The organism is Chitinophaga sedimenti, assembly GCF_023156195.1.
Lineage (GTDB): Bacteria > Bacteroidota > Bacteroidia > Chitinophagales > Chitinophagaceae > Chitinophaga > Chitinophaga sedimenti.
Window position 1 is genome coordinate 4,718,626 of sequence record NZ_JAKUKA010000001.1, and the last position, 25,242, is coordinate 4,743,867.

Annotated in this window: 36 protein-coding genes, 2 tRNA genes and 1 pseudogene; 28 read left to right on the plus strand and 11 right to left on the minus strand. The window is 49.7% G+C overall.

All coding sequences use genetic code 11. The annotated features are described in order from the left end of the window. The first annotated feature begins 361 nt into the window (after nt 1-361). From MKQ70_RS26915 to MKQ70_RS26985, 16 genes are all read left to right on the plus strand, one after another. Nucleotides 362-838, plus strand: coding sequence for a sigma-70 family RNA polymerase sigma factor (locus tag MKQ70_RS26915; protein ID WP_248075725.1), 477 nt, complete (start codon nt 362-364; stop codon nt 836-838). 68 nt (nt 839-906) lie between these two features. Further along, on the plus strand, nt 907-1,380 hold the full coding sequence (locus MKQ70_RS26920) for a hypothetical protein (protein WP_248075727.1): 474 nt from the start codon (nt 907-909) through the stop codon (nt 1,378-1,380). Next, the gene (locus MKQ70_RS26925) at nt 1,350-2,108 is read left to right on the plus strand and encodes a FecR family protein (RefSeq protein WP_248075729.1); all 759 of its coding nucleotides are present in this window, start codon (nt 1,350-1,352) and stop codon (nt 2,106-2,108) included. The genes MKQ70_RS26920 and MKQ70_RS26925 overlap by 31 nt, the downstream gene beginning before the upstream one ends. A 349-nt stretch (nt 2,109-2,457) precedes the next feature. Further along, the gene (locus MKQ70_RS26930) at nt 2,458-2,898 is read left to right on the plus strand and encodes an STN domain-containing protein (protein WP_248075731.1); all 441 of its coding nucleotides are present in this window, start codon (nt 2,458-2,460) and stop codon (nt 2,896-2,898) included. Beyond that, nucleotides 2,888-3,553 (plus strand): TonB-dependent receptor plug domain-containing protein, encoded by a 666-nt coding sequence (locus MKQ70_RS26935; RefSeq protein ID WP_248075733.1) that lies wholly within the window; start codon nt 2,888-2,890, stop codon nt 3,551-3,553. The genes MKQ70_RS26930 and MKQ70_RS26935 overlap by 11 nt, the downstream gene beginning before the upstream one ends. 11 nt (nt 3,554-3,564) lie before the next feature. Then, the gene (locus MKQ70_RS26940; protein ID WP_248075735.1) at nt 3,565-4,113 is read left to right on the plus strand and encodes a hypothetical protein; all 549 of its coding nucleotides are present in this window, start codon (nt 3,565-3,567) and stop codon (nt 4,111-4,113) included. Next, a complete protein-coding gene (locus MKQ70_RS26945) occupies nt 4,050-5,129 on the plus strand; it encodes a SusC/RagA family TonB-linked outer membrane protein (RefSeq protein ID WP_248075737.1) in 1,080 nt (359 codons plus the stop codon). Before MKQ70_RS26940 ends, MKQ70_RS26945 begins: the two co-directional genes overlap by 64 nt. Next, nucleotides 5,075-5,656: a hypothetical protein gene (locus MKQ70_RS26950; RefSeq protein ID WP_248075739.1), complete on the plus strand. Its 582-nt coding sequence runs from the start codon at nt 5,075-5,077 to the stop codon at nt 5,654-5,656. Before MKQ70_RS26945 ends, MKQ70_RS26950 begins: the two co-directional genes overlap by 55 nt. A 170-nt stretch (nt 5,657-5,826) precedes the next feature. Next, nucleotides 5,827-7,146 carry a RagB/SusD family nutrient uptake outer membrane protein gene (locus MKQ70_RS26955; RefSeq protein ID WP_504909273.1) on the plus strand — a complete coding sequence of 440 codons (1,320 nt, stop codon included), beginning with the start codon at nt 5,827-5,829 and terminating at the stop codon, nt 7,144-7,146. A gap of 25 nt (nt 7,147-7,171) precedes the next feature. Further along, nucleotides 7,172-7,669 carry a DUF4843 domain-containing protein gene (locus MKQ70_RS26960; RefSeq protein WP_248075741.1) on the plus strand — a complete coding sequence of 166 codons (498 nt, stop codon included), beginning with the start codon at nt 7,172-7,174 and terminating at the stop codon, nt 7,667-7,669. Nucleotides 7,670-7,817: 148 nt separating this feature from the next. Beyond that, complete coding sequence (locus MKQ70_RS39690) at nt 7,818-7,949, plus strand: hypothetical protein (protein ID WP_282456759.1); 132 nt, start codon at nt 7,818-7,820, stop codon at nt 7,947-7,949. 98 nt (nt 7,950-8,047) lie between these two features. After that, nucleotides 8,048-8,653 (plus strand): PKD-like family lipoprotein, encoded by a 606-nt coding sequence (locus tag MKQ70_RS26965; protein ID WP_248075743.1) that lies wholly within the window; start codon nt 8,048-8,050, stop codon nt 8,651-8,653. Nucleotides 8,654-8,693: 40 nt separating this feature from the next. Then, nucleotides 8,694-9,152 carry a hypothetical protein gene (locus MKQ70_RS26970; protein ID WP_248075745.1) on the plus strand — a complete coding sequence of 153 codons (459 nt, stop codon included), beginning with the start codon at nt 8,694-8,696 and terminating at the stop codon, nt 9,150-9,152. Beyond that, a complete protein-coding gene (locus MKQ70_RS26975) occupies nt 9,086-9,592 on the plus strand; it encodes a hypothetical protein (RefSeq protein ID WP_248075748.1) in 507 nt (168 codons plus the stop codon). Before MKQ70_RS26970 ends, MKQ70_RS26975 begins: the two co-directional genes overlap by 67 nt. 13 nt (nt 9,593-9,605) lie before the next feature. Then, nucleotides 9,606-9,941: a DUF4369 domain-containing protein gene (locus MKQ70_RS26980; protein WP_248075750.1), complete on the plus strand. Its 336-nt coding sequence runs from the start codon at nt 9,606-9,608 to the stop codon at nt 9,939-9,941. A gap of 147 nt (nt 9,942-10,088) precedes the next feature. Further along, complete coding sequence (locus MKQ70_RS26985) at nt 10,089-10,748, plus strand: peroxiredoxin family protein (protein ID WP_248075752.1); 660 nt, start codon at nt 10,089-10,091, stop codon at nt 10,746-10,748. 11 nt (nt 10,749-10,759) lie between these two features. On the opposite strand, the gene MKQ70_RS26990 is transcribed toward MKQ70_RS26985, so the two are convergent. Continuing rightward, nucleotides 10,760-11,446: an immunity protein Imm33 domain-containing protein gene (locus tag MKQ70_RS26990; RefSeq protein ID WP_248075754.1), complete on the minus strand. Its 687-nt coding sequence runs from the start codon at nt 11,444-11,446 to the stop codon at nt 10,760-10,762. Nucleotides 11,447-11,595: 149 nt separating this feature from the next. On the opposite strand from MKQ70_RS26990, the gene nudK reads away from it, so the two are divergent. Then, nucleotides 11,596-12,183, plus strand: coding sequence for a GDP-mannose pyrophosphatase NudK (gene nudK / locus MKQ70_RS26995; protein WP_248075756.1), 588 nt, complete (start codon nt 11,596-11,598; stop codon nt 12,181-12,183). A gap of 31 nt (nt 12,184-12,214) precedes the next feature. Beyond that, a tRNA-Asn gene (locus tag MKQ70_RS27000) sits at nt 12,215-12,281 on the plus strand. Between the two features lie 112 nt (nt 12,282-12,393). On the opposite strand, the gene MKQ70_RS27005 is transcribed toward MKQ70_RS27000, so the two are convergent. The 5 genes from MKQ70_RS27005 to MKQ70_RS27015 form a co-directional block, all read right to left on the minus strand. Continuing rightward, nucleotides 12,394-12,639 (minus strand): hypothetical protein, encoded by a 246-nt coding sequence (locus tag MKQ70_RS27005; RefSeq protein ID WP_248075758.1) that lies wholly within the window; start codon nt 12,637-12,639, stop codon nt 12,394-12,396. 369 nt (nt 12,640-13,008) lie between these two features. Beyond that, the gene (locus MKQ70_RS42755) at nt 13,009-13,245 is read right to left on the minus strand and encodes a hypothetical protein (RefSeq protein ID WP_372490149.1); all 237 of its coding nucleotides are present in this window, start codon (nt 13,243-13,245) and stop codon (nt 13,009-13,011) included. Beyond that, nucleotides 13,242-14,204, minus strand: coding sequence for a serine hydrolase domain-containing protein (locus MKQ70_RS27010; RefSeq protein WP_308199545.1), 963 nt, complete (start codon nt 14,202-14,204; stop codon nt 13,242-13,244). Before MKQ70_RS27010 ends, MKQ70_RS42755 begins: the two co-directional genes overlap by 4 nt. 34 nt (nt 14,205-14,238) lie before the next feature. Beyond that, nucleotides 14,239-14,550: a serine hydrolase gene (locus MKQ70_RS42760; protein WP_372490039.1), complete on the minus strand. Its 312-nt coding sequence runs from the start codon at nt 14,548-14,550 to the stop codon at nt 14,239-14,241. After that, nucleotides 14,496-14,732 carry a beta-lactamase family protein gene (locus tag MKQ70_RS27015; protein WP_248075762.1) on the minus strand — a complete coding sequence of 79 codons (237 nt, stop codon included), beginning with the start codon at nt 14,730-14,732 and terminating at the stop codon, nt 14,496-14,498. Before MKQ70_RS27015 ends, MKQ70_RS42760 begins: the two co-directional genes overlap by 55 nt. A gap of 196 nt (nt 14,733-14,928) precedes the next feature. On the opposite strand from MKQ70_RS27015, the gene MKQ70_RS27020 reads away from it, so the two are divergent. After that, a complete protein-coding gene (locus MKQ70_RS27020; RefSeq protein ID WP_248075764.1) occupies nt 14,929-15,741 on the plus strand; it encodes a winged helix-turn-helix domain-containing protein in 813 nt (270 codons plus the stop codon). Between the two features lie 21 nt (nt 15,742-15,762). Further along, a complete protein-coding gene (locus MKQ70_RS27025) occupies nt 15,763-16,269 on the plus strand; it encodes a PH domain-containing protein (RefSeq protein ID WP_248075766.1) in 507 nt (168 codons plus the stop codon). 26 nt (nt 16,270-16,295) lie between these two features. On the opposite strand, the gene MKQ70_RS27030 is transcribed toward MKQ70_RS27025, so the two are convergent. Beyond that, nucleotides 16,296-17,186, minus strand: a complete 891-nt coding sequence (locus MKQ70_RS27030; RefSeq protein WP_282456763.1) for an alpha/beta fold hydrolase — start codon at nt 17,184-17,186, stop codon at nt 16,296-16,298. A 78-nt stretch (nt 17,187-17,264) separates the two neighbouring features. Here MKQ70_RS27030 and MKQ70_RS27035 point away from each other — a divergent pair, with 78 nt between their 5' ends. From MKQ70_RS27035 to MKQ70_RS42765, 3 genes are all read left to right on the plus strand, one after another. Next, a complete protein-coding gene (locus MKQ70_RS27035; protein WP_248075769.1) occupies nt 17,265-17,648 on the plus strand; it encodes a hypothetical protein in 384 nt (127 codons plus the stop codon). Next, a complete protein-coding gene (locus tag MKQ70_RS27040) occupies nt 17,648-18,499 on the plus strand; it encodes a DUF2756 domain-containing protein (RefSeq protein ID WP_248075770.1) in 852 nt (283 codons plus the stop codon). The genes MKQ70_RS27035 and MKQ70_RS27040 overlap by 1 nt, the downstream gene beginning before the upstream one ends. A gap of 323 nt (nt 18,500-18,822) precedes the next feature. Continuing rightward, nucleotides 18,823-19,098 (plus strand): type I restriction endonuclease subunit R, EcoR124 family, encoded by a 276-nt coding sequence (locus MKQ70_RS42765; RefSeq protein WP_372490150.1) that lies wholly within the window; start codon nt 18,823-18,825, stop codon nt 19,096-19,098. A gap of 84 nt (nt 19,099-19,182) precedes the next feature. On the opposite strand, the gene MKQ70_RS27045 is transcribed toward MKQ70_RS42765, so the two are convergent. The 4 genes from MKQ70_RS27045 to MKQ70_RS27050 form a co-directional block, all read right to left on the minus strand. Then, a complete protein-coding gene (locus tag MKQ70_RS27045; protein WP_308199198.1) occupies nt 19,183-19,587 on the minus strand; it encodes a nucleotidyl transferase AbiEii/AbiGii toxin family protein in 405 nt (134 codons plus the stop codon). An 11-nt stretch (nt 19,588-19,598) separates the two neighbouring features. Then, nucleotides 19,599-19,805: a nucleotidyl transferase AbiEii/AbiGii toxin family protein gene (locus tag MKQ70_RS42770; protein ID WP_372490040.1), complete on the minus strand. Its 207-nt coding sequence runs from the start codon at nt 19,803-19,805 to the stop codon at nt 19,599-19,601. Continuing rightward, a complete protein-coding gene (locus MKQ70_RS42775) occupies nt 19,760-20,071 on the minus strand; it encodes a DUF6922 domain-containing protein (protein ID WP_372490041.1) in 312 nt (103 codons plus the stop codon). Before MKQ70_RS42775 ends, MKQ70_RS42770 begins: the two co-directional genes overlap by 46 nt. A gap of 59 nt (nt 20,072-20,130) precedes the next feature. Further along, a tRNA-Asn gene (locus tag MKQ70_RS27050) sits at nt 20,131-20,204 on the minus strand. 238 nt (nt 20,205-20,442) lie between these two features. Here MKQ70_RS27050 and susR point away from each other — a divergent pair. The 5 genes and pseudogenes from susR to MKQ70_RS27075 all read left to right on the plus strand — a co-directional run bounded on the left by susR (nt 20,443) and on the right by MKQ70_RS27075 (nt 25,239). Further along, nucleotides 20,443-21,944: pseudogene (gene susR / locus MKQ70_RS27055) on the plus strand (SusR family glycan utilization regulator). 348 nt (nt 21,945-22,292) lie between these two features. Then, on the plus strand, nt 22,293-23,399 hold the full coding sequence (locus tag MKQ70_RS27060) for a TonB-dependent receptor plug domain-containing protein (RefSeq protein WP_248075772.1): 1,107 nt from the start codon (nt 22,293-22,295) through the stop codon (nt 23,397-23,399). Continuing rightward, nucleotides 23,350-24,696 carry a TonB-dependent receptor domain-containing protein gene (locus MKQ70_RS27065; protein ID WP_248075773.1) on the plus strand — a complete coding sequence of 449 codons (1,347 nt, stop codon included), beginning with the start codon at nt 23,350-23,352 and terminating at the stop codon, nt 24,694-24,696. Before MKQ70_RS27060 ends, MKQ70_RS27065 begins: the two co-directional genes overlap by 50 nt. Beyond that, on the plus strand, nt 24,693-24,872 hold the full coding sequence (locus MKQ70_RS27070; RefSeq protein WP_248075774.1) for a hypothetical protein: 180 nt from the start codon (nt 24,693-24,695) through the stop codon (nt 24,870-24,872). Before MKQ70_RS27065 ends, MKQ70_RS27070 begins: the two co-directional genes overlap by 4 nt. Further along, nucleotides 24,856-25,239: a hypothetical protein gene (locus MKQ70_RS27075; RefSeq protein ID WP_248075775.1), complete on the plus strand. Its 384-nt coding sequence runs from the start codon at nt 24,856-24,858 to the stop codon at nt 25,237-25,239. Before MKQ70_RS27070 ends, MKQ70_RS27075 begins: the two co-directional genes overlap by 17 nt. Nucleotides 25,240-25,242 lie beyond the last annotated feature (3 nt).

Below are 25,242 nucleotides of genomic sequence, written 5' to 3' on the forward strand. Positions count from 1 at the left end.
ATGAAATAAATTTTGTGTGGCACCCACACATATAGCAAACTGTCAGGAAATACGGGTGTAACGGAGATGGATTATCAACCTATTAATATAAAGTAAACTTTACACATATGACAATTTTACATATTATTTGGCCTAACGCATTGCTTTACCCGGATTTAGCCGACTTGCACGCTCCCGCATAATATCCTATTTTTGCCGTTACCAACCCCGTCAAGGGATTCTCTGCATATTTTGACGTCATCAGAGCATGAAATACAGGATGAGGTTGTTTTAATACAACAGTTTCGCTCCGGGAGTGAGGAGGCGTTTACCACGCTATATCAACACCTGTACCGCCGCGTATACTGGTTTGCCAAAAAATTTGTGGAGGATACGGAATGCCCGCGACCTTACCGCCGAAACCTTTGTACAACTCTGGCAGCAACGCCAAACCTTCCATTCCCTCGACGCCATCTCCGCTTTCTTATATGTAACCGTCCGCAACAAGTGCTTCAACCTGTTGAAACATCGTAAAATGAAGGCCAGCCACGAGCAGGACCTGCTGCGATTGTTAACCGAGCGGGGAGAAGACAGCTTCTTCGAAGAACAGGTGCGCATCCAACTGGTGAGCCGCATTTATGCCGAAATCAATAAGCTACCTGCCCGCATGCGGGAAATCTTCCTGCTGTCGTACCGCGATGGCCTGAAGCCGGCCGAGATTGCGGAGCTGCTCCAGATAAAAGCGCAAACTGTTACCAACCAGCGGGTTAGTGCCGTTAAGTTGTTACAAATCGCACTTGGCGACAACCTCCTTACCGTAGCCCTCCTGTTGCTCCCGGATCGTCCCGATCTGTTCTAAAGCCGCGTTCTCTTAAAAAATTTCATTTTTGACTGGTTGATTCGCCTCCGTGGATTGTAGTATAAGCAATGATGACGGTAACCAACCTAACCGATCTCCTGCTGAAGCATCTGCATGGAAATCTGTCTGAACAAGAGCAGCAAGCGCTGGACCAATGGATTGCTGAGTCTGCGCGCAACCGCCGTTTTTTTGAATCTGTGGATGATGAGGAACAACTGAGATTGCAACTGCTCGCTTTCCACCAGGAAGAAATGGAGGATAACGAAGCACTTATTCTTTCCAAGATCCGCCAGCGGATAGGCGCTGGCATACCCGCTAAGCCCGTACGCAGCATCAGCCCTGTCTGGCGTTGGAGCGGCGTAGCGGCAGCATCCGTATTGCTCGCGGTAGCGGTTGGCGCCTACATGTGGTCTCAAAAGGAAAAAACTGCTCCTGCAGCCGTAGCCGCCCATCAACCCGAAATACTACCGGCAAAAATGGCGCGATCCTCACCCTCGGCGACGGCAGCCAGGTGGTACTTGATAGCCTGGGTAACGGTGTAATAGGCATCCAGAACGGAACGAAGCTCTCCCTGCAAAACGGTGAACTAACTTATAACGGTGGAGATCCAACCGCCACTATTATATATAATAACCTTTCTACACCGCGCGGCCGGCAGTTCCGTGTATTATTGCCCGACGGGACCAAGGTTTGGCTAAATGCTGCCAGCTCTCTCCGCTATCCAACTGCCTTCGTCGGCGACAAGCGCGAAGTGGCGGTAGTGGGCGAAGTGTATTTCGAGGTAGCGAAAAATGCCGCGCAACCTTTCATCATCGATGTTGATGGTAAAGCGCGGATTCAGGTGCTGGGTACTCGTTTTAACGTAAATGCCTATGCCAACGAAGCTTCCATCAGGACCACCCTGGTAGATGGCAGCGTAAAAGTATTTTCAGATGAAGACGCGTCGTTCGTGGTACTGCAGCCTGGCCAGCAGGCACAAATCAGCCATGCGAACGGCAGCGCCATCAAAGTGGTAAGTGATGCAGATGTAGACAAGGCCGTGGCCTGGAAAAGCGGCATCTTCAACTTTAACAACTCCAGCCTGCAGGAAGTAATGCGGCAGGTGGAACGCTGGTACGATATAGAAGTAGTGTACGAGAAGAATATTCCGGATATCACGTTCGGCGGTAAGCTGAGCAACGATGTGAGCCTTTCCGGGCTGTTACAGTCCCTTAAAGAATCCGATGTCAACTTCAGGATTGAGGGCCGTAAAGTAATTGTATTGCCATAGAACAGATTCGTCAGATAGAATAATGCATGACTAAAGCTAATAGGTCTATATAGACAGCTAGTAATAAATGATGTAACCATTTTTCAACCAACAAACTGCAACCAAAGTATGTCCAACACTGCTCTGCGCAGCCGGTGCAACGCGCCTGACAAGAGATCAGCCGTTCCGCGCCGCCTTATTAAACACAAGCAGCATGCTTCCGGAGACCCGGACAAACAGGATGCTCGCACATCCCTGACTACCGCCATGAGAATGTTGATTTTCCTTCTTTTGCCCAACACTTACTGTTTCAGCAAACACCTACTCGCAAAAAGTAACACTGTCTGCCAAAGGACAACCGCTGGCCACCGTGCTGAACACCGTGGAAAAGCAAACCGGCTTTGTATTCTTTTACAACCGCGACCTGCTCACCAACAGCAAACCGGTTACCATTGCGGCGAAAGACATGCCGCTCGACGAATTTTTACCGGCTGTACTGAATGATCAGTTGCTGAACTTCCGCATCGAGGGCAAAACAATTACCCTGTCGCGCAAAGCCGCACCGGCACCTGTGAGAAACATCCCCGCGGACGACAGCACCTTCGTGATACGTGGTGTGATTACCACGGATGTAGGCGAACCTATTCCCGGTGTGAGCGTAACCGTAAAAGGCAGCCGCATCGGCAGCATCACCGACCCGAAAGGTACTTTCGCCATCAGGGCGGCCAAAGGGCAAACGTTGCTGTTCTCCGCCATCGGTTATCAACAAAAAGAAATGCGCGCCCAGGAAGGGCGGCTCATTGAGTATTAAACTCGAAACTGCTGTAACCGCGATCAAAGACCACGTAGTAACGGGTATCTATCAACGTAAAAAGGAGAGCTTTACCGGTTCCTCCGCCACCTACACCGTGAACGAGCTGAAAATGGTAGGCAACCAAAGTCCGCTCCAGGCGCTGAAAACACTGGACCCGGCGTTCGCCATCATCGAAAACACCACCTTTGGCTCTGATCCGAACCGCTTGCCGGACGTGGAAATCCGCGGTAAGAGCAGCGTGATCGGTCTTACAGAACAATACGGCACCAACCCGAACCAGCCGCTATTCATCCTCGATGGCTTTGAATCCACCCTGCAGATCATCAGCGACTTTACCATGGACCGTATCGAAAGCATCACCCTGCTGAAAGATGCGGCGGCTACCGCGATCTACGGTTCCAAAGCGGCAAACGGCGTAGTGGTGATCGAAACCAAACGTCCCACGCCCGGTAAACTGCGCATAAGCTATAACGTAAACACCGCTTTCAACTTCGCCGACCTTTCTGATTATAACCTGATGAACGCCACTGAAAAGCTGGAGTTCGAGAAACGCACCAGCTTCCCGGGTTCCGGAACCCGGACAGGGGTTTTGCAACAGAAGACGGGGAAGCTAAATACAACAGGCGCCTGGCCGAAGTGCAGCGCGGCGTAAATTCCTTCTGGATGAACGAACCGCTGCGTTTTGGTGTTAATCACCGTCATACTGTTATAGCCGAAGGCGGCGACAACAACCTGCGTTACAGCGCTTCCCTCAGCTACGGCCAGAACCAGGGTGTAATGAAAGAGTCCGACCGTAACCTGACAAATGGTAACGTTCGACTGATTTACCGCAACAACCGCCTGTCCGTATCCAACTCCCTGAGCATCGACCTGGTAAATGCTACCAGAGAATCGATCCCTTTCTCTGATTTCTCCCGCGCGAACCCGTACTTCCGGAAATACAACGCACTCGGCGGCATCGATAAAGTACTGGACTCGATCGTATTCGGCGGCCTTACCAGCCCGCTGCAAAAAGAAATCTACTATAACCCGGTATACGATCTGCAAAACAAAAATGTGAACAGGGCGGAATCGCAGGGCTTTACCAATAACCGGAACTGGAGTGGCGCGTATTTGACGAGCTGCGTGCACGAGCACGCGCCAGTGTCATGCGCACTTCTACCAAGGAAGAAATGTTCAGGTCTCCTTTTAACTCTGAATTTGCCCGCGTAGATCCAACCCTGCAGGGAACTTACACGGAGAACAATAACCGGCAGCTGAACTACGATGGCGACTTTACCCTCACCTACGGCAAGCTGCTGGCAGAGAAACACATGGTGAACGTGGTGGCCGGTATGCGCCTGAACCAGGTATCCATGGATGGCAGCACCTTTGGCGTATCCGGTTTTGTAACCGATGAATTTCCCAATGCCTCATTTGCATATGGCTACGCCGCCGGCGGCCGCGCAGGCTACCGCGAATCGGTTCGCCGCAGCGCGAGCTATTTCCTGAACACCGGTTATGCCTATGACCAGCGCTACCTGCTGGACGCAACCCTGCGTTCCGACGGAGCATCTGTGTTTGGCGCCAACAAACAGTTTACCACGATCTGGTCTGCGGGTTTTGCCTGGAACGTACACAGAGAAGCATTTATGGCAGATGTGGTGGACACCTGGCTGAACAGCCTGCGCTTCCGCGCCTCTATCGGTAACCCCGGCAACCAGAACTTCAGTGATTATATTTCGATGCGTGTATATGGTTACAACAATACCTATCCGAATCCTTTCGGCCCAAGCGTAATTGTAGGCAACCATGGTAACCCGTCTTTGCAATGGCAGAAAACGATCGACCGCAACGTTGGGCTGGACCTGCAGGCATTTAAATCCCGCCTGCGTATTACGGCCGACTACTTCATTAAAACCACCGACCCGCTGCTGGTATTCGTACAACTGCCTTCTTCTTCCGGCGCTACGACCACTACCACCAATCTTGGCGGGCAGGAGCAAAAAGGCTTTACCATTAATACCAACTATGCGGTAGTGCAACGCAACGGCTTTAACTGGTTGCTGAACCTGAATGCACGCCACCTGAAATCGGAGTACAAGAACTTCGGCAATGCCCTGTCTAACTTCAACGAAAACAACAAGGGCGTAAACATGACCCGTTATTACGACGGCGCCAGCCCGTCCGACCTGTGGGCAGTACGCTCCCGGGCATCGACCCCGCAACCGGCCGTGAAATCTTCCTGACGAAAGATGGCAAACAGACCTTTGTGCATGATTACCGCGACGAAGTGGTAGTAGGTAACAGCGATCCCAAAGTAGAAGGTATCGTGGGTACTTCCATGTCTTACAAGGGCTTCTCTGCTAACGTGGCACTGCGCTACCGTTTGGGTGGACAAATATTCATGCAGACGCTGTATGATAAAGTGGAAAACATTCCGCAGCAGAACCTGGGCCTGAACCAGGACCGCCGTGCGCTGACAGAACGCTGGCAGAAACCGGGCGACATTGCGAAATTTAAAGCGATTACAGAAGTAAGGTCCAACCCGATGTCTTCCCGCTTTGTAGAGGACAACAACATCCTGGCCGGCGAATCCATTTCCATTGGTTACGAAACCACGCAGGCGCGCTGGTTAAAAACCATCGGGGCTTCGTCGATCAACTTCCGGGCTTACATGAACGATATTTTCAGGCTTTCTACGGTGACGAACGAGCGTGGTATTGACTATCCTTTTGCAAGGTCAATATCCTTCTCCGCCGGTGTGCGTTTTTAATTGATTACAGCCAAAATGACAACAATGAGAAAAAGTTTTTATATAGTTGCCTGCTGCTCGCACTTGCGCTGGGCGGATGCAAAAAATGGATTGACGTACAACCGTCGGACCGACTGGCGGAAGACAAACTGTATTCCACTACCCGGGGTTACCTGACGGCGCTCAACGGCGTGTATGCGGAGTTGAACAGCCCCAGCGTCTACGGAGAACAAATGACCTATTCCGTAATGGACGTGCTGGCGAACTACTATTTCATGACCACCAGTACACACCGCTTTTACGATTTCACCACATTTGCCTATACCGCAGACCGGCCCCGGACGGCTTTCGACAACATGTGGAAGAAGTCTTATGAACTGATCGTAAACTGTAACGTGATCATTGAAAGATGCGGACAGCCAAGCAATAAACTGCTGCCTGCGCCGTATTACGGCCTGGTAAAAGGCGAAGCGCTGGCTTTGCGTGCAATGCTTCATTTCGACATGTTACGCGTATTTGGCCCCAACTGGTCAGAGCAAAACAAAAGCTTTCCCTGCATTCCTTTCAATGCATCGGCCCGCCCGCAATCCAGCGACCTTTTAAGCTCCGAAGCGATCATGGAACGCGTGATCAACGATTTAACAGAAGCGGCTGCCTTATTGAAAGATGCGGACCCGATCATTACAGAGGGTGTTCGCGCCAGCAATAATCCGAATGGCGCCAACGACTTATACTATCGTCAGTACCGCCTGAACTACTACGCTGTAAAAACCTTACTGGCCCGCGCCTACCTCTGGAAACAAGAGGCACCGAAGGCTTACCAGGAAGTACAGGAAGTATTGGCCGGCACCCTGAATCCCGCGAAAGTGATCTTCCCGCTTGGTGTGGTAAATCCAAACGCCATTCCTTCCGACTTTGATCACATGATCCGGAATGAGGTGATGTTTTCGCTGTACCGCGTGAACCGTAACCTGATTTATACTTCCTTCTTTGCACCGGACCTGGCGAAAGAATCGCGCCTGAGCTTCAACAACAACGATGATAACCAGTCGCGCAAAAACGGCCTGTACGATGATCAGAACGATTACCGCCTGAAGGCCTGGATGCTGATGACCAACACGAGCGGTTCCTTCCTGACGCACGTGAAATTCGCCGTAAACAATAATACCCCTTCTCCGAACATGATCCCGTTGATCAGGATGGGCGAGGTGTTGCTGATCGCGGCAGAAACCAGCCCTACGCTGGAAGAAGGCACTAAATACCTGAACATGCTGCGTACAGCCCGTAACTGCGTAAGCCTTGCGCCCGCGAACACTACTGCGTTGAAAACCGCTATTACCAATGAATTCCGTAAAGAGGTGTTTGGTGAAGGACAGATGTTCTTCTACTATAAAAGAAACGCAATGACGGCCATACCGAACCACGCGCATCTGACCAATACCAAACAGATGGTGCTGAGCGCCTACGTGGTACCGCTGCCGCAGAGTGAAGTAATTGTGAGAGGTAACTAATCTATCTACTACTAAAAAAATTGATATGCTAAGAGTATTAACAGCATTTGTACTGATATCGCTCCTGCTCCCATCCTGTAAAAAAGAGATGATGAGCTACGAAGGCATGGAAGGCGTGTACTTTGCCGCCCGTAGCGGTCCATATTATGCAAGCCCGCAAACCTGGCCCTATCGTCCCTATACCAATGTTCAATTTGTAAGCCAGCCTTCGTCTGTTACAGAAGTGACCATCCGCATCCCGATCATGATTACCGGTCCTATGAAAAACTACGACCGCCCGTTCATCGTGGAAGTAAACCCGGACTCTACCACGGCAACGGAGAACGTTCACTACCTGCCGATCGGCCGCACGTTCATTGTACCGGCAGATTCCATTTTCGGCTACATCCCGGTTACCCTGAAACGTACCGCGGACATGCTGACCGAAAATAAAAAACTGGGCCTGCGCCTGGTCGCCAACGAACACTTTGGCTGGCATTCCCCAAATGGAAAGCCATTCCGGGCATTGGCAGCGGCGACGTAGGCGCTGATACGGCCTTTGACGCATCGATACACACCATCAATATTAATGACCTGATGGTGCAGCCGACGATATGGCGCGGCTCCGTAGTAGTGGCCAGCAAACAGGAAACGGGTATATGGGGTGCATTTTCCCGCAAAAACTGGAGTTGATGTGCCAGCTCCTGAATCTCACTTATGCAGATTTTGCTTCCGAACAAACGATGACCTTAGTACTGTCCAGCCTGATTTCGCAGGAGATGTCGCGTTACCTGGTGAATCAGTTTAACGCCGGCACCCCGTAAAAGAGGATGATGGACGCCTGATGTGGTGTGGTACTGTGCCCTGGACTTCTGTTATCGGCGTGCCTTATCAATAACCTTTACCTGTTAAGCAAATCAACATGAAAAAAATTAGCATTATACTGATAACGGTTTTCCTGGCGTCGTGCTATAAAGACACGGGTAACTACGACTATAAAGACATTAATGAAGTTGCTATCACCGGCATCTCCAACAGTTATTCCGCCATATTCTCGTTGGATATGCTGCACATCGAGCCAAAAGTAACCATGACTGAGGCCAACGCCGACCCGGCGCGCTTCTCCTACTTCTGGGTATTATGCAAGGGCTACACACCGCTCGACACGGTGGGCACTGCCCTTGTGCTCGATTACCCGGTAAGCGCCAGCCCCGATGCTTACAACCTGTTCTTCCGCATCAAGGATAACAAAACGGGCATCACCTGGCAAAAGGGCACGGCGCTTACGATCGGCACCCGCTATTCATCCGGCCTTATGCTGATGGGTTACAACGAAAACGGCAATGCCGAAGCAGACATGATTACCATGGTAAACGATACGGTAGTCGTGAGGAGCTTGCTGAGCGCCAGCGGTTTGCCCACCTTAACCGACCCTGTGACGATGCAGCACAACGGCGACAAAGACACTTCGGTGAACAAAGGCCGCCTGTGGGTAATGACTAAAAGCGGTTCTTACTACGGACCGTAAAACCCTTAAAGGTAATAAGGACAATGTTTTCGGCCGTACCGTGGTGCTGAGCGATCCGTTGGATAAACAATCGCTGCACCCGATCCTATACGCACCGCAGTTCCGCGACAGGGCTGGAAACACCGGTAACGCTTATGCACGCGCGGTGATGACCAGCGATGGCAACATCTTTCCTACCCACACCTTTCTTACGGGTGGCGATTTTTACGCCAACCCGATTAACCGGGAGGACGCTAATTATACCAAGCTGCTGAAAGCCGCGCCATACCTGTTCTACTCCATCGCCAACATGGGCTCCGTGATCTGGTACGATACCGAAAATGATCGTTTCATGAACTATGCGACCTTCGGCGTGGGCATCACTTCTTTGAAACTGAACGACCGGGCACGGATGCTTTCCCCTGGAACCAGGCTGGTACCGGCCGCAAACTGGTGTACGGCGAAAACACGCGTAACACCGATGGCGGCGCTACCAACGGTAACTCCTTCGCCATCATGAAAGACGCTACCGGCAAAATGTTCATCTATAAGTTTTACGCTTCCGGCACTGCTCCGATCAAACGCGATTTGTATACCGTGAGCGCCATCGCCACGGACTTCGATAAAGCTACAAGCTATGCGTTTTCCTCCCGTAGATCCGTGGTGTTTTACGCGGTGGGCAGCAAGCTCTACGCGTACGATTACAACAAAGGATTTGAAAAACAATACCAATTTACCGACCTGGGTGCGGATGAAATCACCATGCTGAAATTTGATACGCAGATCGATTTCTCTACCAACTCGCTGTATATCGGCACGTACAATTCGGCCACGAAGGGCAGGCTGCGCCGCTTCACCGTGGGCACAGATCCTAATACAGTAACCATTGCGCCGGTGAACCGCGCCGATTGGGATAACCTGGTGAAGATCAAAGACATGAACTGGAGAGCCTTCAACTAACAAATCAAGAACCATGCATAGAATAATCGGAATCATCACTGCCGGCTGCCTGTTCTCCCAGGCGCTTTCCGCACAAAAGGCGTTTGTTGTTAAAGGAGATTTGAAAGATACCGCGTACGACGGGCAGAAAGCCAACCTGTCGTACCTGGAAAATGGCGCCAAAGTATACAAAACCGCCACCATTAAGGATGGCAAGTTTCTAATGGAAGGTACCGTAACCGACCCGGCGCTGGTTACGATCAGCACAGGGACTACAAAAAAGCGCGCGAAGCGAATCCGTTTATCACCAGCGAGCAGCTGTCGTTTTTCATGGAAGGTGGAGAGATCACCGTTACCGGTCCCACGCTGAAAAAGCAGTGGTGAAGGCTTCTGGCCGTTCCGCACAAGATTATCAGTCGCTGAAAAAATCCTGAAACCTTTCGAGGATAAACAAGCCGCTAACTTCGATCAGACGATTAAAGCGGCTATCGCTAAGGATACTGCTACCGTACGCATATTGAACGCCACGCGCGACCGCCTGACCAAATCGGTAGACAGTGCAGAAGTAGCTTACCTGACAACGCATCCGGCCTCACACGTATCGCTCGAACTGATCCGTCAGCGCGTAAATGCGATTACCCTGACGAAAGATAAAGACAAGATGAAGGCGTGGTATACTGCATTGAGCGCACCGGTAAAGGCTACCGTGGTGGGCAAACAATTGTCCGAGCAGATCAGCACTGCCTTCAAACTGGGCCCTGGTAACCCTTCCCGCGACTTTACACTGAACGATACCCTGGGCAACCCGGTAACCTTATCAGCCTACCGCGGCAAGTACGTATTGGTGGATTTCTGGGCTTCCTGGTGTATGCCTTGTCGTGCAGAAAACCCCGCCGTGAAGAAAGCGTACGCGAAGTTTAAAGACAAAGGCTTTGAAGTAATCGGCATTTCCCTGGAGCGCCCCGGTGACCGCAAATCGTGGGTAGGTGCGATTCAGAAAGATGATTTGCCGTGGATACAAACGTCGCCGTTGACCGCAGAAGAGCGCGATCACGTGACGAAGCTGTATGGTATCACGAGCATTCCGATGAACTTTTTGATCGATCCGCAAGGGAAGATCATTGCAACATATTTACGTGGAGAAGAGTTGATGACGAAATTGGAGGAAATTTTGTAACCCGATGTTTTCTATTGTTTACAAAGTTCCGGGTGTTTACCCGGAACTTTTTTATTCAGATGAATGCGTTTCCAGGTATCAATTGCCCAATTAAAATCCTCCGGGTCATCGTAGTACAGCGAGGCAAGCAGCACTTCATGATCGACGATCAGAAATCCGTATACGACACCGTAGTTCTTTTTACCGTCTGTTTCTTCAATCAGGTAGCCAATCCGGGCCACCTCGTCATCTGAAAAGTCAAATGTTTGCAGGGTTTTAACCTGCGATTGATCCCGGTTGTACACGATATCCTTATATTCTTCCAGCAATGCGGCTTTGTTCTTTACGTCGTCGATCCAGAGCGTAAGCCTCACCGTTTTATCGCCGGTGGTGTACATCAGGTTACCGCTTTCCTCGATATTTCTTTCAAAAAGATTGTTGATATGGATGTTCCAGTCGTCGGTGAGTTTGTGCACGACCATGTAATCACTCTCCAGTTGAAAGTCGGTTACCCTGCACCATTCGTTTTGCTCATTCCTTTCCCACACTGATCCAACGCCGGATTGGAGCAGCGTTTTCAGCGACGGATCTACTTCCATAATGGCAGCCGGGGTACATACAATGATATTATCGGAATCGTTGTTGTATTCTTCCGTTTCGAAGCCGGTAAAAATGCGCCAGCCGCTGTCTTCGGGACGGGAGCGCTTTTCGCGGTACATAAAGCGGGGGCGATATTATCGTCGAATACCATCCACGGATACGAGGAGGCGGGTGTCGTGGTTTTCCATAGTGATGAAACTAGTGAATTTTTTCTACGAGAAACGGAGTTTAACATTTTGTGCAACCGCCGCCCCCTAACTTTGCCTCCATGAGCGCAAAAATCTCGGACGTACAGTTGCTCTCCGACAACTGGTACAAGCTGAGAAAATACAAATACGAGTACACCCAGCCCAACGGCGAAACTGTTGTACACACCCGCGAAGCGTACGACCGGGGCAACGGCGCGGTGATCCTTCTTTATAATAAAAAACAGAAAACGGTGATCCTGACCCGCCAGTTCCGGCTGCCCACCTTCGTGAACGGCAACCCTGACGGCATGCTGATCGAAGCCTGCGCCGGCCTGCTGGACCAGGACAATCCCGAAGATTGCATCCGCCGGGAAACCGAGGAGGAAACGGGGTATCGCATCAGTAATATTCAGAAAGTGTTTGAGGCGTATATGTCGCCCGGCTCGGTAACGGAGATCCTGTACTTCTTTATTGCCGAGTATACGCCGGAGATGGAAGTGCATGCCGGGGGCGGGGTGGCAGAGGAGCAGGAAACGGTGCAAAGGCTGGAGCTGGACTACCGCGAAGCGCTGCGGATGATAGAAGACGGTCGGATTAAAGACGGGAAAACGATTATGTTATTACAGTATCTGCAGCTGAGAGAAAAGATTTTTTTGTACTGTAAATGAATTTTTACATTTGCAGCCCGGAATATTCCTCCTTAGCTCAGTTGGTTAGAGCATCTGACTGTTAATCAGAGGGTCTCAGGTTCAAGTCCTGAAGGGGAGCAGCTTTAAAAGCCAGTCGTGCGACTGGCTTTTTTTTATTTTCCGGCGTTTGTCATTTTCGCAGTTTCAAATTGCTACTTCCAACACGAATTTCTTTTTCCCCTATTACTTTTACTGGCGGCGGGCCTTTGATGAGCGACACTTTATAAAAAAATCCTGCCCTTTCAGGCTAAGCCCTGTTCGCAGGGCGCCCTCTGCGGCTTCATTGATACGGCTCAGTAGTATAACATAAAAACCATTCGATTTTTTCGGGTTAATTGTTCTTTTTAATGAAGATGGCTTATGTATGTTGCTATCTAAAAAAGAGGTTAAATCCCGCAGGCCATAGTTAAACACTGATTCTTTATCAGTCGTCATTGTATCTGGAGGAACCAATAGTTGATAATATTTACCAGGCGACCACGAAGTTTCATACGCATTTACAGGAAACTCGATCTTTAACTGCAGGGGGCATTTGTTTCATTAATTACCCGGGTCCAGAAGATAGCATAAATATATCCATCGCCCTTAGCGTCGGTGTATTTTGTTACCCCTCTTGGGAGACCATTTTCTATTACAAGGCGTGCACCGGTGGCGTCAGTATACTCATATTGAGTGTCCATCCACCTGGAAGTAGATCTGATGCTGGTTTCGGGCTTTGGAGGAACTGGTTTGTTTTGTCCTGCACAGGAGTTGCAAAAAGCAAGCACGAAAAGCAAAGTACGTATCTGATTCATAAGTATGTTATTAATCGGTTCTATAAAGAAAGCATCTCGCTGGCTTTTTAATCGCGGAACGGTCAAACCCCGCCTTGCGGAAATATTCAAAATCCTTTTTTAGACTTTCGCCTCCGTTCTTTAAATATTGCCGGTACAGCTTGATCGCTTTCGTGAAATCTCCCCTAAAGAGATAGGCGTGCGCCAGGTTTCTCACCAGTAACGCATCGGCTGGTTCAATTTCCAGCCCCTTAGACAGGAAACTTATCGCCCTGTCGTACTTTTTGCTTCCAGCAAATGGCGGCCAAGCACGCCCGACTGCCCGGGTCTCGGTTTCAGTGTATCTAAACTGGTTATCTTTTGTCCGGTTGCAAGCAGCCGGCCATTAACTGTGTTCGAATACCCCGCAACTGCCCCGGCGCTATCAAAAGTAAAAGTCTTGGTGCCGCCTAATTCGATATTGCGAAATTCGGTTGGTGAAATAAAATACATTTTGCTGCTGATGCCATCGCTCCAAAGGTAAAGCCCGTCTTTTTCCTTTTTGATCTCGGACAACCATCCGCCTAATATGTACTCGCCGACGTATTTCGAGGTGAGCGTATCGCTTACCGGTACCGTGGTTATTTGCTCAGGCTTTGAAAACCCTTTCCAGTTGTAAACCTGCGCTATACTGTTAAGTAACTCCAATAAAACATAACCATCTCCGGAGTTCGCAAACAACGCCACTCCTTTTCCGTTGGTAAGTCCGCCCAGGAAATAACCTGTGAATCCCTCGTTACTCGCCGAATGAACAAAGTATGCTTCCCCATTCCTGACCTGCAGGTAGGTGCCCATGGCAACGTCATTTTTATAGGGCGTTACATGCAATTTTGCCATTTCCTGGTTCAACACCTTTGATGACTTACCCTGGTAGGCCTGTTGGATTTCAAGGATGTATTTGCAGATATCTGTCGGTGTGGTCCATAATCCGGCCGCTGCTTTTTCCGGGTATACAAAATATTTGCCCGGCACTTCATCCCCATTACTTTTATACCCGGTGGCAAGATTTTTCCTTTGACTGGCGGCAGGAGGCTGGTTGAAAGAACTGTTCGTCATGCCCATTGGCCGCAGTACCTGCTCCTCCATGTATTGCTCATATGGCTGCTTCGTAAGGTCGGTGAGTATTTGCTGCGTAATAAGGATGCCTCCCCGGAATAAAGGGGGCCCGTACCTGGTTCTGCCACCGATCTTACCGCTTCCGTGTTGGAAGGCACCCGCCCGTCTAAAATATCAGTGACCGATGGCACCACACTATCCCGCCGGTACCCGGGAAAACCGTGAACCGACAGGCCCGCGGTGTGGCTGAGCAATTGTGCCGTGGTAATTTTCTTATTATGTGATACCGTGTCATAAGGAAATTTCCAGTTGACCGGTACTGGTTAATATCCTGGTAGAGATCCAGTTTCCCCTGCTGCGCCAGTTGCAGGATACCGACGGCGTTTAGGGATTTACTGATCGATCCGGGTTCAAACATGGTATTTACCGATACTTTCCGGCCTTCTTTTTGTCGGCATACCCATACCCCTTGGCCCATACGATCTGGTAATTGTCGATAACGGCGACACTTACGCCCTGCACATTGTAGTGCTTCATTCTTTCCGTAAGACTGTATAGCTTACCATCAATAACCAGGCGACCCGACAGGCTGCTTTCCACCCGGGCGATCTGTTCATTTACGGCTTGCTGTGCGGCGGCTGTAGTCAGCCAATGGCACAAAAGGAGGGCTAAACTGATTTTTTCATCGTCAACAAACCTATCCGTTATTCCGTCCGCGGAGCCCGAAAATGTGTAAAAAGGGTGTAAAACAATGTAAATACTGTTTAAAATCGATTTACATTAGTGTTACAGCTTTAGCTTTACCGGTATGAAGCAATATCTATTATTCGCAGTCCTTTCCCCGATAGTATTGACCATGGCCTTTGTAAAAAAGGAACATGCGCATCCCGATAAGCACACGGAGATCGTACTGCGTAATATCGGGCACGAGGTGTTGCTCCATTCCGAGGATTCGACATCGCGGGTACTCCCGGTTAAGGCTATCAATGAAAACACCTTCCGGATTTCTTTTGAAAACAGCTTTTCGTTTAATCCTGACACGTTAATCGCCGTGGTGCATCAGCAACTGACCCAAACGGACAGGTGGGAGGATTATACCGTGAGTGTAAATGAGTGCAAGCAGCAACAGACCATCTTTGCTTATGAAGTAAAAAACACCAGTGGCGGTTTAAAACCCTGTCGCGGGCGCGTACAGCAAAAAGGCTGCTATGTAATTGACATTTCATTCCCCGCCGAAAAATCATTTGCGTATAGCTGGCTTTTGCTTGTCTTTGTGCCGGTAGCTTTTGCGGGGCTTTATTTCGCCCGCAGACACAAAACACCTCCCGAGCCGATAACAAGTGAGCCCGTTCCCGATATGGCTGATCATAAAAAGCTGGGCGATTATATATTCTTCGAATCAACGGGGCTGCTGAGCCATAACGGCGAAGATGTCGGGCTTTCCGCTAAAGAGGCGAAAGCATTGCGCCTGCTGATATCGAACCAGAACGAGGTTGTTGAGAGGGAGCTGTTGATGAAAGAGATCTGGGAGGATGAAGGCGTTTTGGTGATTACCCGTAATGTGGATGTTTTGATGTCCAAGCTCCGGAAGCGGTTAAGTGCCGATCCGTCTGTTAAGATTGTTAATGTGCATGGTAAAGGTTATAAACTGATTTTACCCTATATTTAACCGATCCCTAAACCTTGAGCAATGTATATCACTAACTATGACATTGAGGCCGAACTGCGGCCCAACCTTTCTACTGGCGAGAAATTAGTATGGACAGGCAAACCGAAACAAGGTATCCTGCTGAGAAAATCAGACATTTTCCTCATCCCTTTCAGCCTATTCTGGGCTGGGTTTGCGATATTCTGGCAATTCGGCGTATCGGAACTTCAACCTCCTTTTATCTTTAAGCTGTGGGGACTTCCCTTTGTATGTATCGGACTTTACATTACAGTAGGGCGCTTTTTCTTAGATGCAAAGAAGAGGGCCAATACAACTTATGGCATCACCAACGACCGGATTATTATTAAGTCGGGCATATTCAGCCGGGAAATTAAGTCGCTTAACATACGCACACTTTCCGATATTTCCTTTAGTCAGAAGGCTGATAACAGTGGCACGATCGTATTGGGGACGGTAGATTTCAGATCGAGTATGATGCAGGGAATGGAATGGCCGGGGTTAAGCAGCCGAATAGCCGGAGTTTATTGAGGAGGTGAAAAGTGTTTATGATAAGATTATTGCGTTGCAGCGGGGGTAAAAAAGTTGCTGATCAGTCGCAACACTTCATCAAAATTTGTTTCCAGCACCCAGTGGCTGCCTTCAATAAGATGTATCTCGGCATTGGGCAAGTCGCGCCTGTAACAGGCCGCTTCTTCCACATTAAAGAATGGATCATACTTTCCCCAGATCACGATCGTCCGCGGCTGATGCTTCCGGAAATACGCCTGGAACACCGGGAATGAGGCTATATGGTTCGCATAGTCGCAATTCAGCTCATACTGCATGTCGATATTGCCGGGGCGTTTCATCGAATCCCAATCGAGCACCCATAATTCGGGGCTGAGTGTGGGCAGCAGGGCTTCCGGCACGCCGGCGGTGTATTGCCATTTTACGCCTTCTTCACTCAGGAAACCGTACAACTCCTTCTTCTTTTCCGGCGTGGGATTAGCCCAATAGGCCCTCATTTCATCCCATATTCCTGCAACACCTTCTTCGTACGCATTCCCGTTCTGTACAATAATCCCGGTTATCTTTTCAGGATGATGAATGCAGATCTGCAAACCGACAGGGCATCCATAATCGTGCAGGTAAATGGTGAACTGCTTTAAATTGATCTCTTCCGTGAACCTGTTCATACAGGCGCCTATGTTGCGGAACGTGTATTCAAATTCATCTTTAGGAGGAAAGGCACTGAACCCGAACCCGGGGAAATCCGGGGCCACCAGGTGCAGCCTGTCCGACAACGCCGTCATCAGGTTTTTGAACATGATGGACGAGGTGGGAAACCGGGCAGGAGCAGAACCGATGGATTTTCCGGGTTGCCGGCTTCGCGGTAGAAGATGTCGATGCCATCGACTTTCACCGTTTTGTTGAAGATTTGATGCGCCATGTAGGGAGGGCGGCAAAGATTACGCCGGCATCCGTTTTCCCTTAAAAGCCGTAAATTGATGTGTTTTATTGATCCACCCCCAAAACACCTCAAAATGAAAATCAAAAAAGTAAAACAGGGCCCCTTTGACATTGGCGTTCGGGAAGACGATAACATCGTGCTCAGCGTCACCATCGGCAACGCGCAAATCGGCGGCAACCTCGTAAAACTCGGTACCGAACAACTTCAGAAAGGAGAAATCAAGAACCCGGATCTCGGCCAGGGAAAAGATCTTGTCGGGAAAAAGCTGACGGTCGTAACCAATGTGCTCGACGTAAACCCGAGCAGCAACAAGGTGAGCGTTACGCATTTATTTATTAACGGTACCCCAACCGTATTCAATTATCCGCCACTGGCCTTTGACGACATGGAAGTTGACGAAGATGGTGACATCTTATCACTCACCGCCACCTATTCTTTCTCTAAAAAAAACAACTGATGAAACGCCTTTCAACAATACTGCTGCTCCTGCCATTCACCTTGCAGGCGCAGGAAACCAGTTTGAACAACCTGCTAACGCCCTCACAACCGGGCTTCGTGATACTAGATAAATCACCTGCCTCCATCGAAAAACCGACGAGCCCGAAAACCCTCGGCATCAGCGTGCTGCGCCTGTTAGAGGAAAACGGCGGCGGGCTTGATTTCTCTCCCTACTGGTTCGGGAATCACCCTAATTTAACTTTTGAAAAATATATGAATAACCGGTTCCCGGTGCTGCAAACACTGAACGTGTCGGTGGCGGCAGCGGCGGGAGATACGAGCAGTTATATGTCGGCCGGCCTGCGCACGCAACTGTTCCGGTACTACCGTGCTTCGGAGCTGGGTGAGATCGCCCGCATCAAAGCGGACATTGTGGCTGCGTTGTCGGATGATCCGGATAACATCGACCTGGATAAAATCAAAGAACTGAAAAACGAGCTTTCGGAACTGACCTCCAAAACTACCGTGAATATTGAGCTGGCGGCGGCAATGGCTGGCTTTTCGCCGGATAATAAATTCGGGAACCTCGGTAACAATAGATATGGCGCGTGGCTGAACATGGCTTACCGGCCGATTGCGAAAGCGCCGTTGCATTTAATGGGTGTGGTGCGGTATACGAAGGCAATTGATCCTTTGGGTGTGGGGCGTGATTCTTCGTTGTTTGATTATGGGTTGGCGATGTCTTACCAGCAGGCGAAGTTTGATGTGCAGCTGGAGTTTGTGAACAGGAATGATGTGCAGAACGGGGGCATTCGGATAGACTGGCGTTGGTGGGGAATTATTTGGTGGCGAATAATATTGTGGTGGTAGCGTCGTTTGGGAAGAATTTTGAAGCGGTGAGTAATATAGTGGCGTTGTTGGGGGTGAAGTTTGGGATTGGGAATGAGCGGATGAAGTTGTAAGGATTTTTAGGAGGGGCCGGTCTTTTGTGGGACCGGCCCTTTTATTCGCTTCTTCCGGGGTGGCTGTCCGGCCGCCGCGATCGATGACTTTGCGCATATTGGTTCGGGCATGGTTGATTACAGTAAAGGATAAACAATGACAAGTACTGCAGAAAGACAAGAGCTGCAAAATAAAATCTGGAAAATAGCCAACGACATACGTGGCTCAATATTAGGACGGAACTTTAAACAATTTGTGATTCGTTCTTTGCATTTGCTCAAAGCAGCCAGCAGGCGGAAGCAAGAGAATTAATTGCAGAGGAAAACTTAAATGAAGAAGAAGCAAAGCGGTTTATACGAGCTTCTTTAAAGCGCGAGTATGCGAGTGAAAATGGCACAGAGCTTAATGCTCTTTTGCCAAAAATGAGTCCTTTAAATCCGCTGTACTTAACTAAAAAGCAGCTCGTATTCCAAAAACTAACCCAGTTTGTAGAAAAGTTTAAGGGTGTTGGGGGCAACTTTAGATAATTATTTAATGTCGGTAATTCAGAATATTGAGAGTTCTTATTTCTCAAATGGGAATACCTTGCTTCAATAATAGCATCTCATGCTTTATATCCTCCCATCCCTTTTTTTAAAACAAATAGGATCCGGCATCTCATCCGCTATCCGGAAATCCGACAATCCATTAATAACATCGCTAATCTCAAACCAAGGATACTTTCTCCTATAAATCGCCAACAACTCATTAATATCAAACATCTCCAAAATATCCGACAAATCCCAAAAATCCTTCTTCCTTCCACCTCTTGATATCGCATCTAATTTCATCGCGGCAATATCCTCAATAGCCGCCAATCTAACTCCGTCCTCCTCAACCACAGGATACAGAAACGGCGCATCCCAATAGAGAATATCAGTTTTAATAGCAGTTTCCTCATTCTCGCCAATGAACAAATACAATCCACGGTCATTAGCCACATCCGGCACCCCGAAAAACGCACCCGTTTCCTCCACGTACCGGAAGTTCAGCCGCAACATTTCAGGATGTGATTCAATGGTATCTGTCCATAAGGCCCATCGCAAAACATATCAATATCCACCGATTCCCGGTGGCCGCGTAACAAACTCAATGCAGTACCGCCCACTAACCGAAATTCGGTCAGCTCCGGCAACGCCATCAACCTAACTAATACTTGGAATAATTCATCGCTCGTGGTTTCGCGGTGGAGCATTTATAATCGCTATTATGAAGGTGAAACAACCTACGGGAAATGATCAATGCCCTAGGCATCAATCGATCGGAATTAACAAGGGTCGTGCGAACCTTCTCTGCACCATAATAACGAATAATCTCCCGGATATCATTCTTAGTACCACGCTCCATTGTACGGATAATGGTAAAATCGGAATACCGGTCAAAGTCCAGCTTCTTAAGATCAATGTCCCAAAAAGCCCGACGCGTTAAATTAGGTTTCGCTATGTTAGATGATTCCTGCACACATCAAATATACAAAAACAAAAGCGGTTACATCTTCCGATGTAACCGCTTCACTTTCGCTCCCCCTTCAGGACTTGAACCTGAGACCCTCTGATTAACAGTCAGATGCTCTAACCAACTGAGCTAAGGAGGAGTATGTATCCCGTGATTGGGATTGCAAAAATAGACAAATTTTCATTTCCACAAAATCTAATTCCAAAAAATATTAAAACCACGCAGTCCAGCAATAATAAATTCCTCGTAAATTGAGCCAGCGCCTACGTTTTCGCGCCCACGATCAACTATGAAAAAGTTTTTCTCTCCGTCTGGCTCTCATACTCGCCATCACGCCCGCATTCGCGCAATCGGGCGCCGATAGTCTGCTCAAACAATTGAACAAAACGCTCGATCAAACAAATAGCTTCGATCAACAAAAGGCAAAGGAAATCGACGCGTTAAAACACAGCAACGCCACCACGTTAATACAAAAGTTCGCCGTCCAGCTACAACTCTTCGACGCCTACAAATCTTTCCGGTTCGATTCCGCCTTCGCCACCGCCCAGGAGCTCCAGCGCCTGGCGACGCAGATGAACGACTCCAACCGCCTCCAGCAGGCCAAAATAAAACTTGGGTTCGTATTAATTTCCTCCGGCATGTTTCACGAAACCGGGGTACTCATGCGCGATATTCACCCGGCAACGCTACCGGATTCGTTAAAGGCCGAGTATTATGTCATGATGCGCCGCTACTACTACGACCTCGCCGATTATGTAAACAACTGGTTCTACTCGCCCGGTTACATGCAACAGGGCGCCCTGTACACGGACTCCGCCCTCAAGTACTACCCACCGGACGACTTCCAATACCTGAGCAACCTGGGCTATAAGCACTACAAGGCCGGGAATATGGACTCGTCCTTAATATATCTTACGAAGGCGCTTGAGCTAAACCTCAATTACCACCAACAGGCTATGATGTACGCCAATGTCGGCAACATCTATAGTGCAAAAAAGGAATATGATAAGGCCATCAGCTTCCTGGCCCGTTCCGCCATTGCCGATGCAAAGGGTTCCATCAAGGAAACGACCGCCACTTTTAATCTCGCTTCCATTTTATTTAAGACCGGCGACGTAAAAAATGCCTCCCGGTATATCGAAAAGGCCGTACAGGACGCTACCTACTACGGCGCCAGGCAGCGCAAGGTACAGGTGAGCGAAATCCTCCCTATTATAGAAGGCGAGAAGCTCAACACCGTAGAAGGACAAAAAAACATCCTGATCTTCTACGCCGCCATCGCCACGGCGCTGCTACTGGCGCTCATCGTCCTCACCATCATCATCATAAAACAGGTAAAAAAGTTAAAGCACGCACAGGCCGCCCTCTCCGCCGCGCACCTCAAACAGCAGGAAATTAACGAGGAACTCCGCGAGGCCAACAAAATCAAGGAGGAATATATCGGCTACTGCTTCCGCATGAACTCCGAGTACATCGGCAAAATCGAAAAGCTCAAAAAGGGACTCGACCAAAAAATGGCCGATAATAAGTTGAACGAGGCCCGCTTCCTCGTCAATAATATAAATGTGAAGCAAGAACGCGACGAGCTGTTCCGCAACTTCGACCGCATCTTCCTGAAAATATTCCCGCACTTCGTGGACGAGTTCAACACGTTCTTTAAGGAAGAGGACAATATACACTTAAAGGACAATGAGCTCCTCAACACCGACCTCCGCATCTTCGCCCTCATCCGCATCGGTATCAGCGAAAATGAAAAGATCGCACAGATCTGGAGTACTCAGTGAACACGATTTACGCCTATAAAACCAAGATCCGGAACAAGGCCATCGTGCCCAACGACGAGTTCGAAGCACGGGTTATGGACATAAAAGCGCTCTAATCCATCTATATTAAAGAAATTACAATATATTCTTAAGTAGCTGTAAAACAATTATTTATTTTGATAAGATAGCCCAAATCACGTCAATATTATCTATATTCGGATTGTAAAACTTTCTTAGTTCTGTTTAACCCTGTTACTTTGATATTACTGCGGAGCCTACCGCCTCCGTGTTCCACGTATCTTAAAACCAAAAGCTGATCGTTTATGAGACCCACAATTCCGAACAATTCTAAAACGTAATTCATTTCCCGACATTAAAGTGTAGCAGATCAACAAGCGAAAAAACGAACCCTGCACCTTTTTGCCGGCTGGTACAAACTTCTCTTCAATTATAAACCTCACGTTATGATCACAACTCGAATCATGCGGGCGATATTGCTTTGCCCCCTGTTTCTGGCCCTGCCGTGCCTGCTGAACGCGCAGACCAAACCGGTATCGGGCTCCGTTAAGGACGAAAAAGGCGTAGCTGTTCCCGGCGCCACCGTCCAGGTAAAAGGCACCTCCACCGGTACCACTACAGACGCCCAGGGCGATTTCAAGTTGAATGCGCCGGCAAGTGCCACCAAACTCGTTGTTTCCTTCCTCGGCTACACAACACAGGAAGTAGACATCGCCCCCACCGTTTCTGTTACGCTCGTACTCGACAACACCACCCTCACCGACGTGGTAGTAGTAGGTTACGGCACCACGCGCAAAAAGGACCTCACCGGCGCCGTAACATCGCTTAAGACCAAAGATTTTAATAAAGGCATCGTATCTGCCCCCGATCAGCTGATCCAGGGTAAGGTTTCCGGCCTCATGGTGGTGAACAACAGCGGCGCCCCGGGCGGCGCTGCCACCGTACGTATTCGCGGTAATGCCTCGGTGCGCTCAGGTAATCAGCCTTTGTATGTGGTAGATGGGGTACCGCTCGACGGTCGCACCGCCCGCCCCAACATCGATGCTAACGGCCTCGGGCAAACGCCGGACGCTAACCCGCTCAACTTCATCAACTCCTTTGATATTGCTTCTATAGAAGTATTGAAAGATGCCTCCGCCACCGCGATCTACGGTTCGCGCGGCTCCAATGGGGTAATTATCATCACTACTAAGAAAGGATCGGTCGGTCCGGCTAAGATCGATGTGGGCTACACCATCGGTACCAGCAATATGATGAAAAAGCTCGACGTGCTCAGCGCCTCCGAGTATCGCAAGGCCCTCACGGACTACGGTCTTGCCGGCGGCGACAAAGGCGGCAACACCGATGCCATGGATGCCATCACCCGCAACGCCCTCACCCACAACTTCAACGTAGGCATCAGCGGCGGTAACGACAACGGCCGGTATCGCGCCTCGTTCGGGCTGCTCGACCAACAGGGCATCATCCTCAAATCTGGTCTAAAGAAATACACCGCAAACCTCAATGGCCAGTACACCTTCCTCGACAGCAAACGCCACGGGCGTCGACTTTAATCTCTCGGCCGCCCACACCAGGGAGCAGATGGCGCCGATCACGAACAATGCCGGTTTTACGGGCAGTCTCATTGGCCAGGCACTCCAGTGGAACCCCACACAGCCGCTTTACAACGCCGACGGCTCGCTCAACATCCTCGGCAACGGCGACCCGGTAAACCCGCTCGCCATGTCCAAAGCCTTTAATGACAAGGCCAACATCAGCTACCTGCTGGGAAGTATTTCGCCGTACGTGAACATCTTGCCCGGACTGCAATACCGCTTCCTCTACAGCATTAACCACCAGACCGGCATCCGTCGTGCAGAGATCAAATCTTTTATCAACATTAATGGCGTGAATGGTTTTGGCCAGGCCTATTATGGCAACACCGAACTTACTTCGCAGCTGTTCACCAATACCCTCAGCTACAATAAGGAATTCAAAAACAGGCTTACGCTGAACGCGGTAGTCGGTTATGAATACCAGAAATTCGAGTACCGCGGCGTGTCCGTGGGCGCACTGGGCTTTTCCACCGACGAACTGGATTATACCAACATCCTGCAAAACGCCTTGCAGTCAAACACCTTCCTGAACGCGTTCGAAAATCCGAGCTCGGAAATTCAGTCGGTGTTTGGTCGTTTAACCCTGAATTATGACGATCGCTACTTGCTCACCGGTACGCTGCGTGCCGATGGCTCTTCCAAATTCGGGTCGAACAACAAGTACGGTTACTTCCCCTCGTTTGCCGCCAAATGGAATATGACCAACGAAGGTTTCCTGAAAGGCAATACCTTCTTTAATAACCTGGCAGTACGTGTGGGCTGGGGCATTACCGGCAACCAGGAATTCCCTGCAGGTGCGGCGCAGGAGCAATATGTACTGGGTGCAGGCGGTGGCGCGGGCCTCAGCAACGTGGCCAACCCCGACCTCAAATGGGAAAGCAGCCAGCAGCTGAACGCGGGCATCGACTTCTCGCTTGCCGATAATCGCATCTACGGCAGTGTCGATTATTTTAATAAGAAAACGACCAACCTGCTGTTCAACTTCCCGGCCATTCAGCCAGCGCCCGCATCCGCCTATTGGATTAACCTGCCGGGTAACGTGCTGAATACGGGCGTGGAGCTGCAGATCAAAGGCGACATCGTTCGCACCAAAGACTGGCTGTGGACACTGGGCGCCAATGCAGCGTTTATGAAGAATGAGCTGCGCGACTACAACGGCCCTGTTGTACTCACCGGCGCCATCAGCGGCCAGGGTGTATCCGGCGCTACGGTACAACGCCTCGTAAGCGGGCAGCCGTTGAATACTTTTATGTGAGAAACTTCCGGGGTTTTGATGATAATGGCCAGGGGATTTATGCAGACAAAGGCTCCAGCATGTTCTACCTGGGCGACCCCAATCCGAACCAGTTGCTCGGCCTCACCAGCGAACTGAATTACAAAAAATGGGCGCTCAATATTAACATGAACGGCGCATTTGGCCACCAGGTATAACAATACTGCCAACACCGTACTGCCCATCAGCAACCTCGGTTCGCGCAATGTGGGCAAGTCGGTAATCGGTACCAAAGAAGCGCTGAGCAACCCGATCACTACGTCCAGCCGCTACCTCGAAAACGCGGATTTCATGAAACTCACCAACGCCACGCTGAGCTACAGCCTCGGCAACATTGGCAAAAACCTGAAAAACGTGAACCTGTTCGTTACCGGTCAAAACTTGTTTGTGCTTACCGGTTACAGCGGCTTCGACCCGGAAGTGAATACGGATAAAAGTGTGAATGGGGTTACTTCGTTCGGCATTGAGTACGGTCCTTACCCTACCGCCAGAACGATCCTCTTCGGCCTCAACTTTTCGCTCTAATGT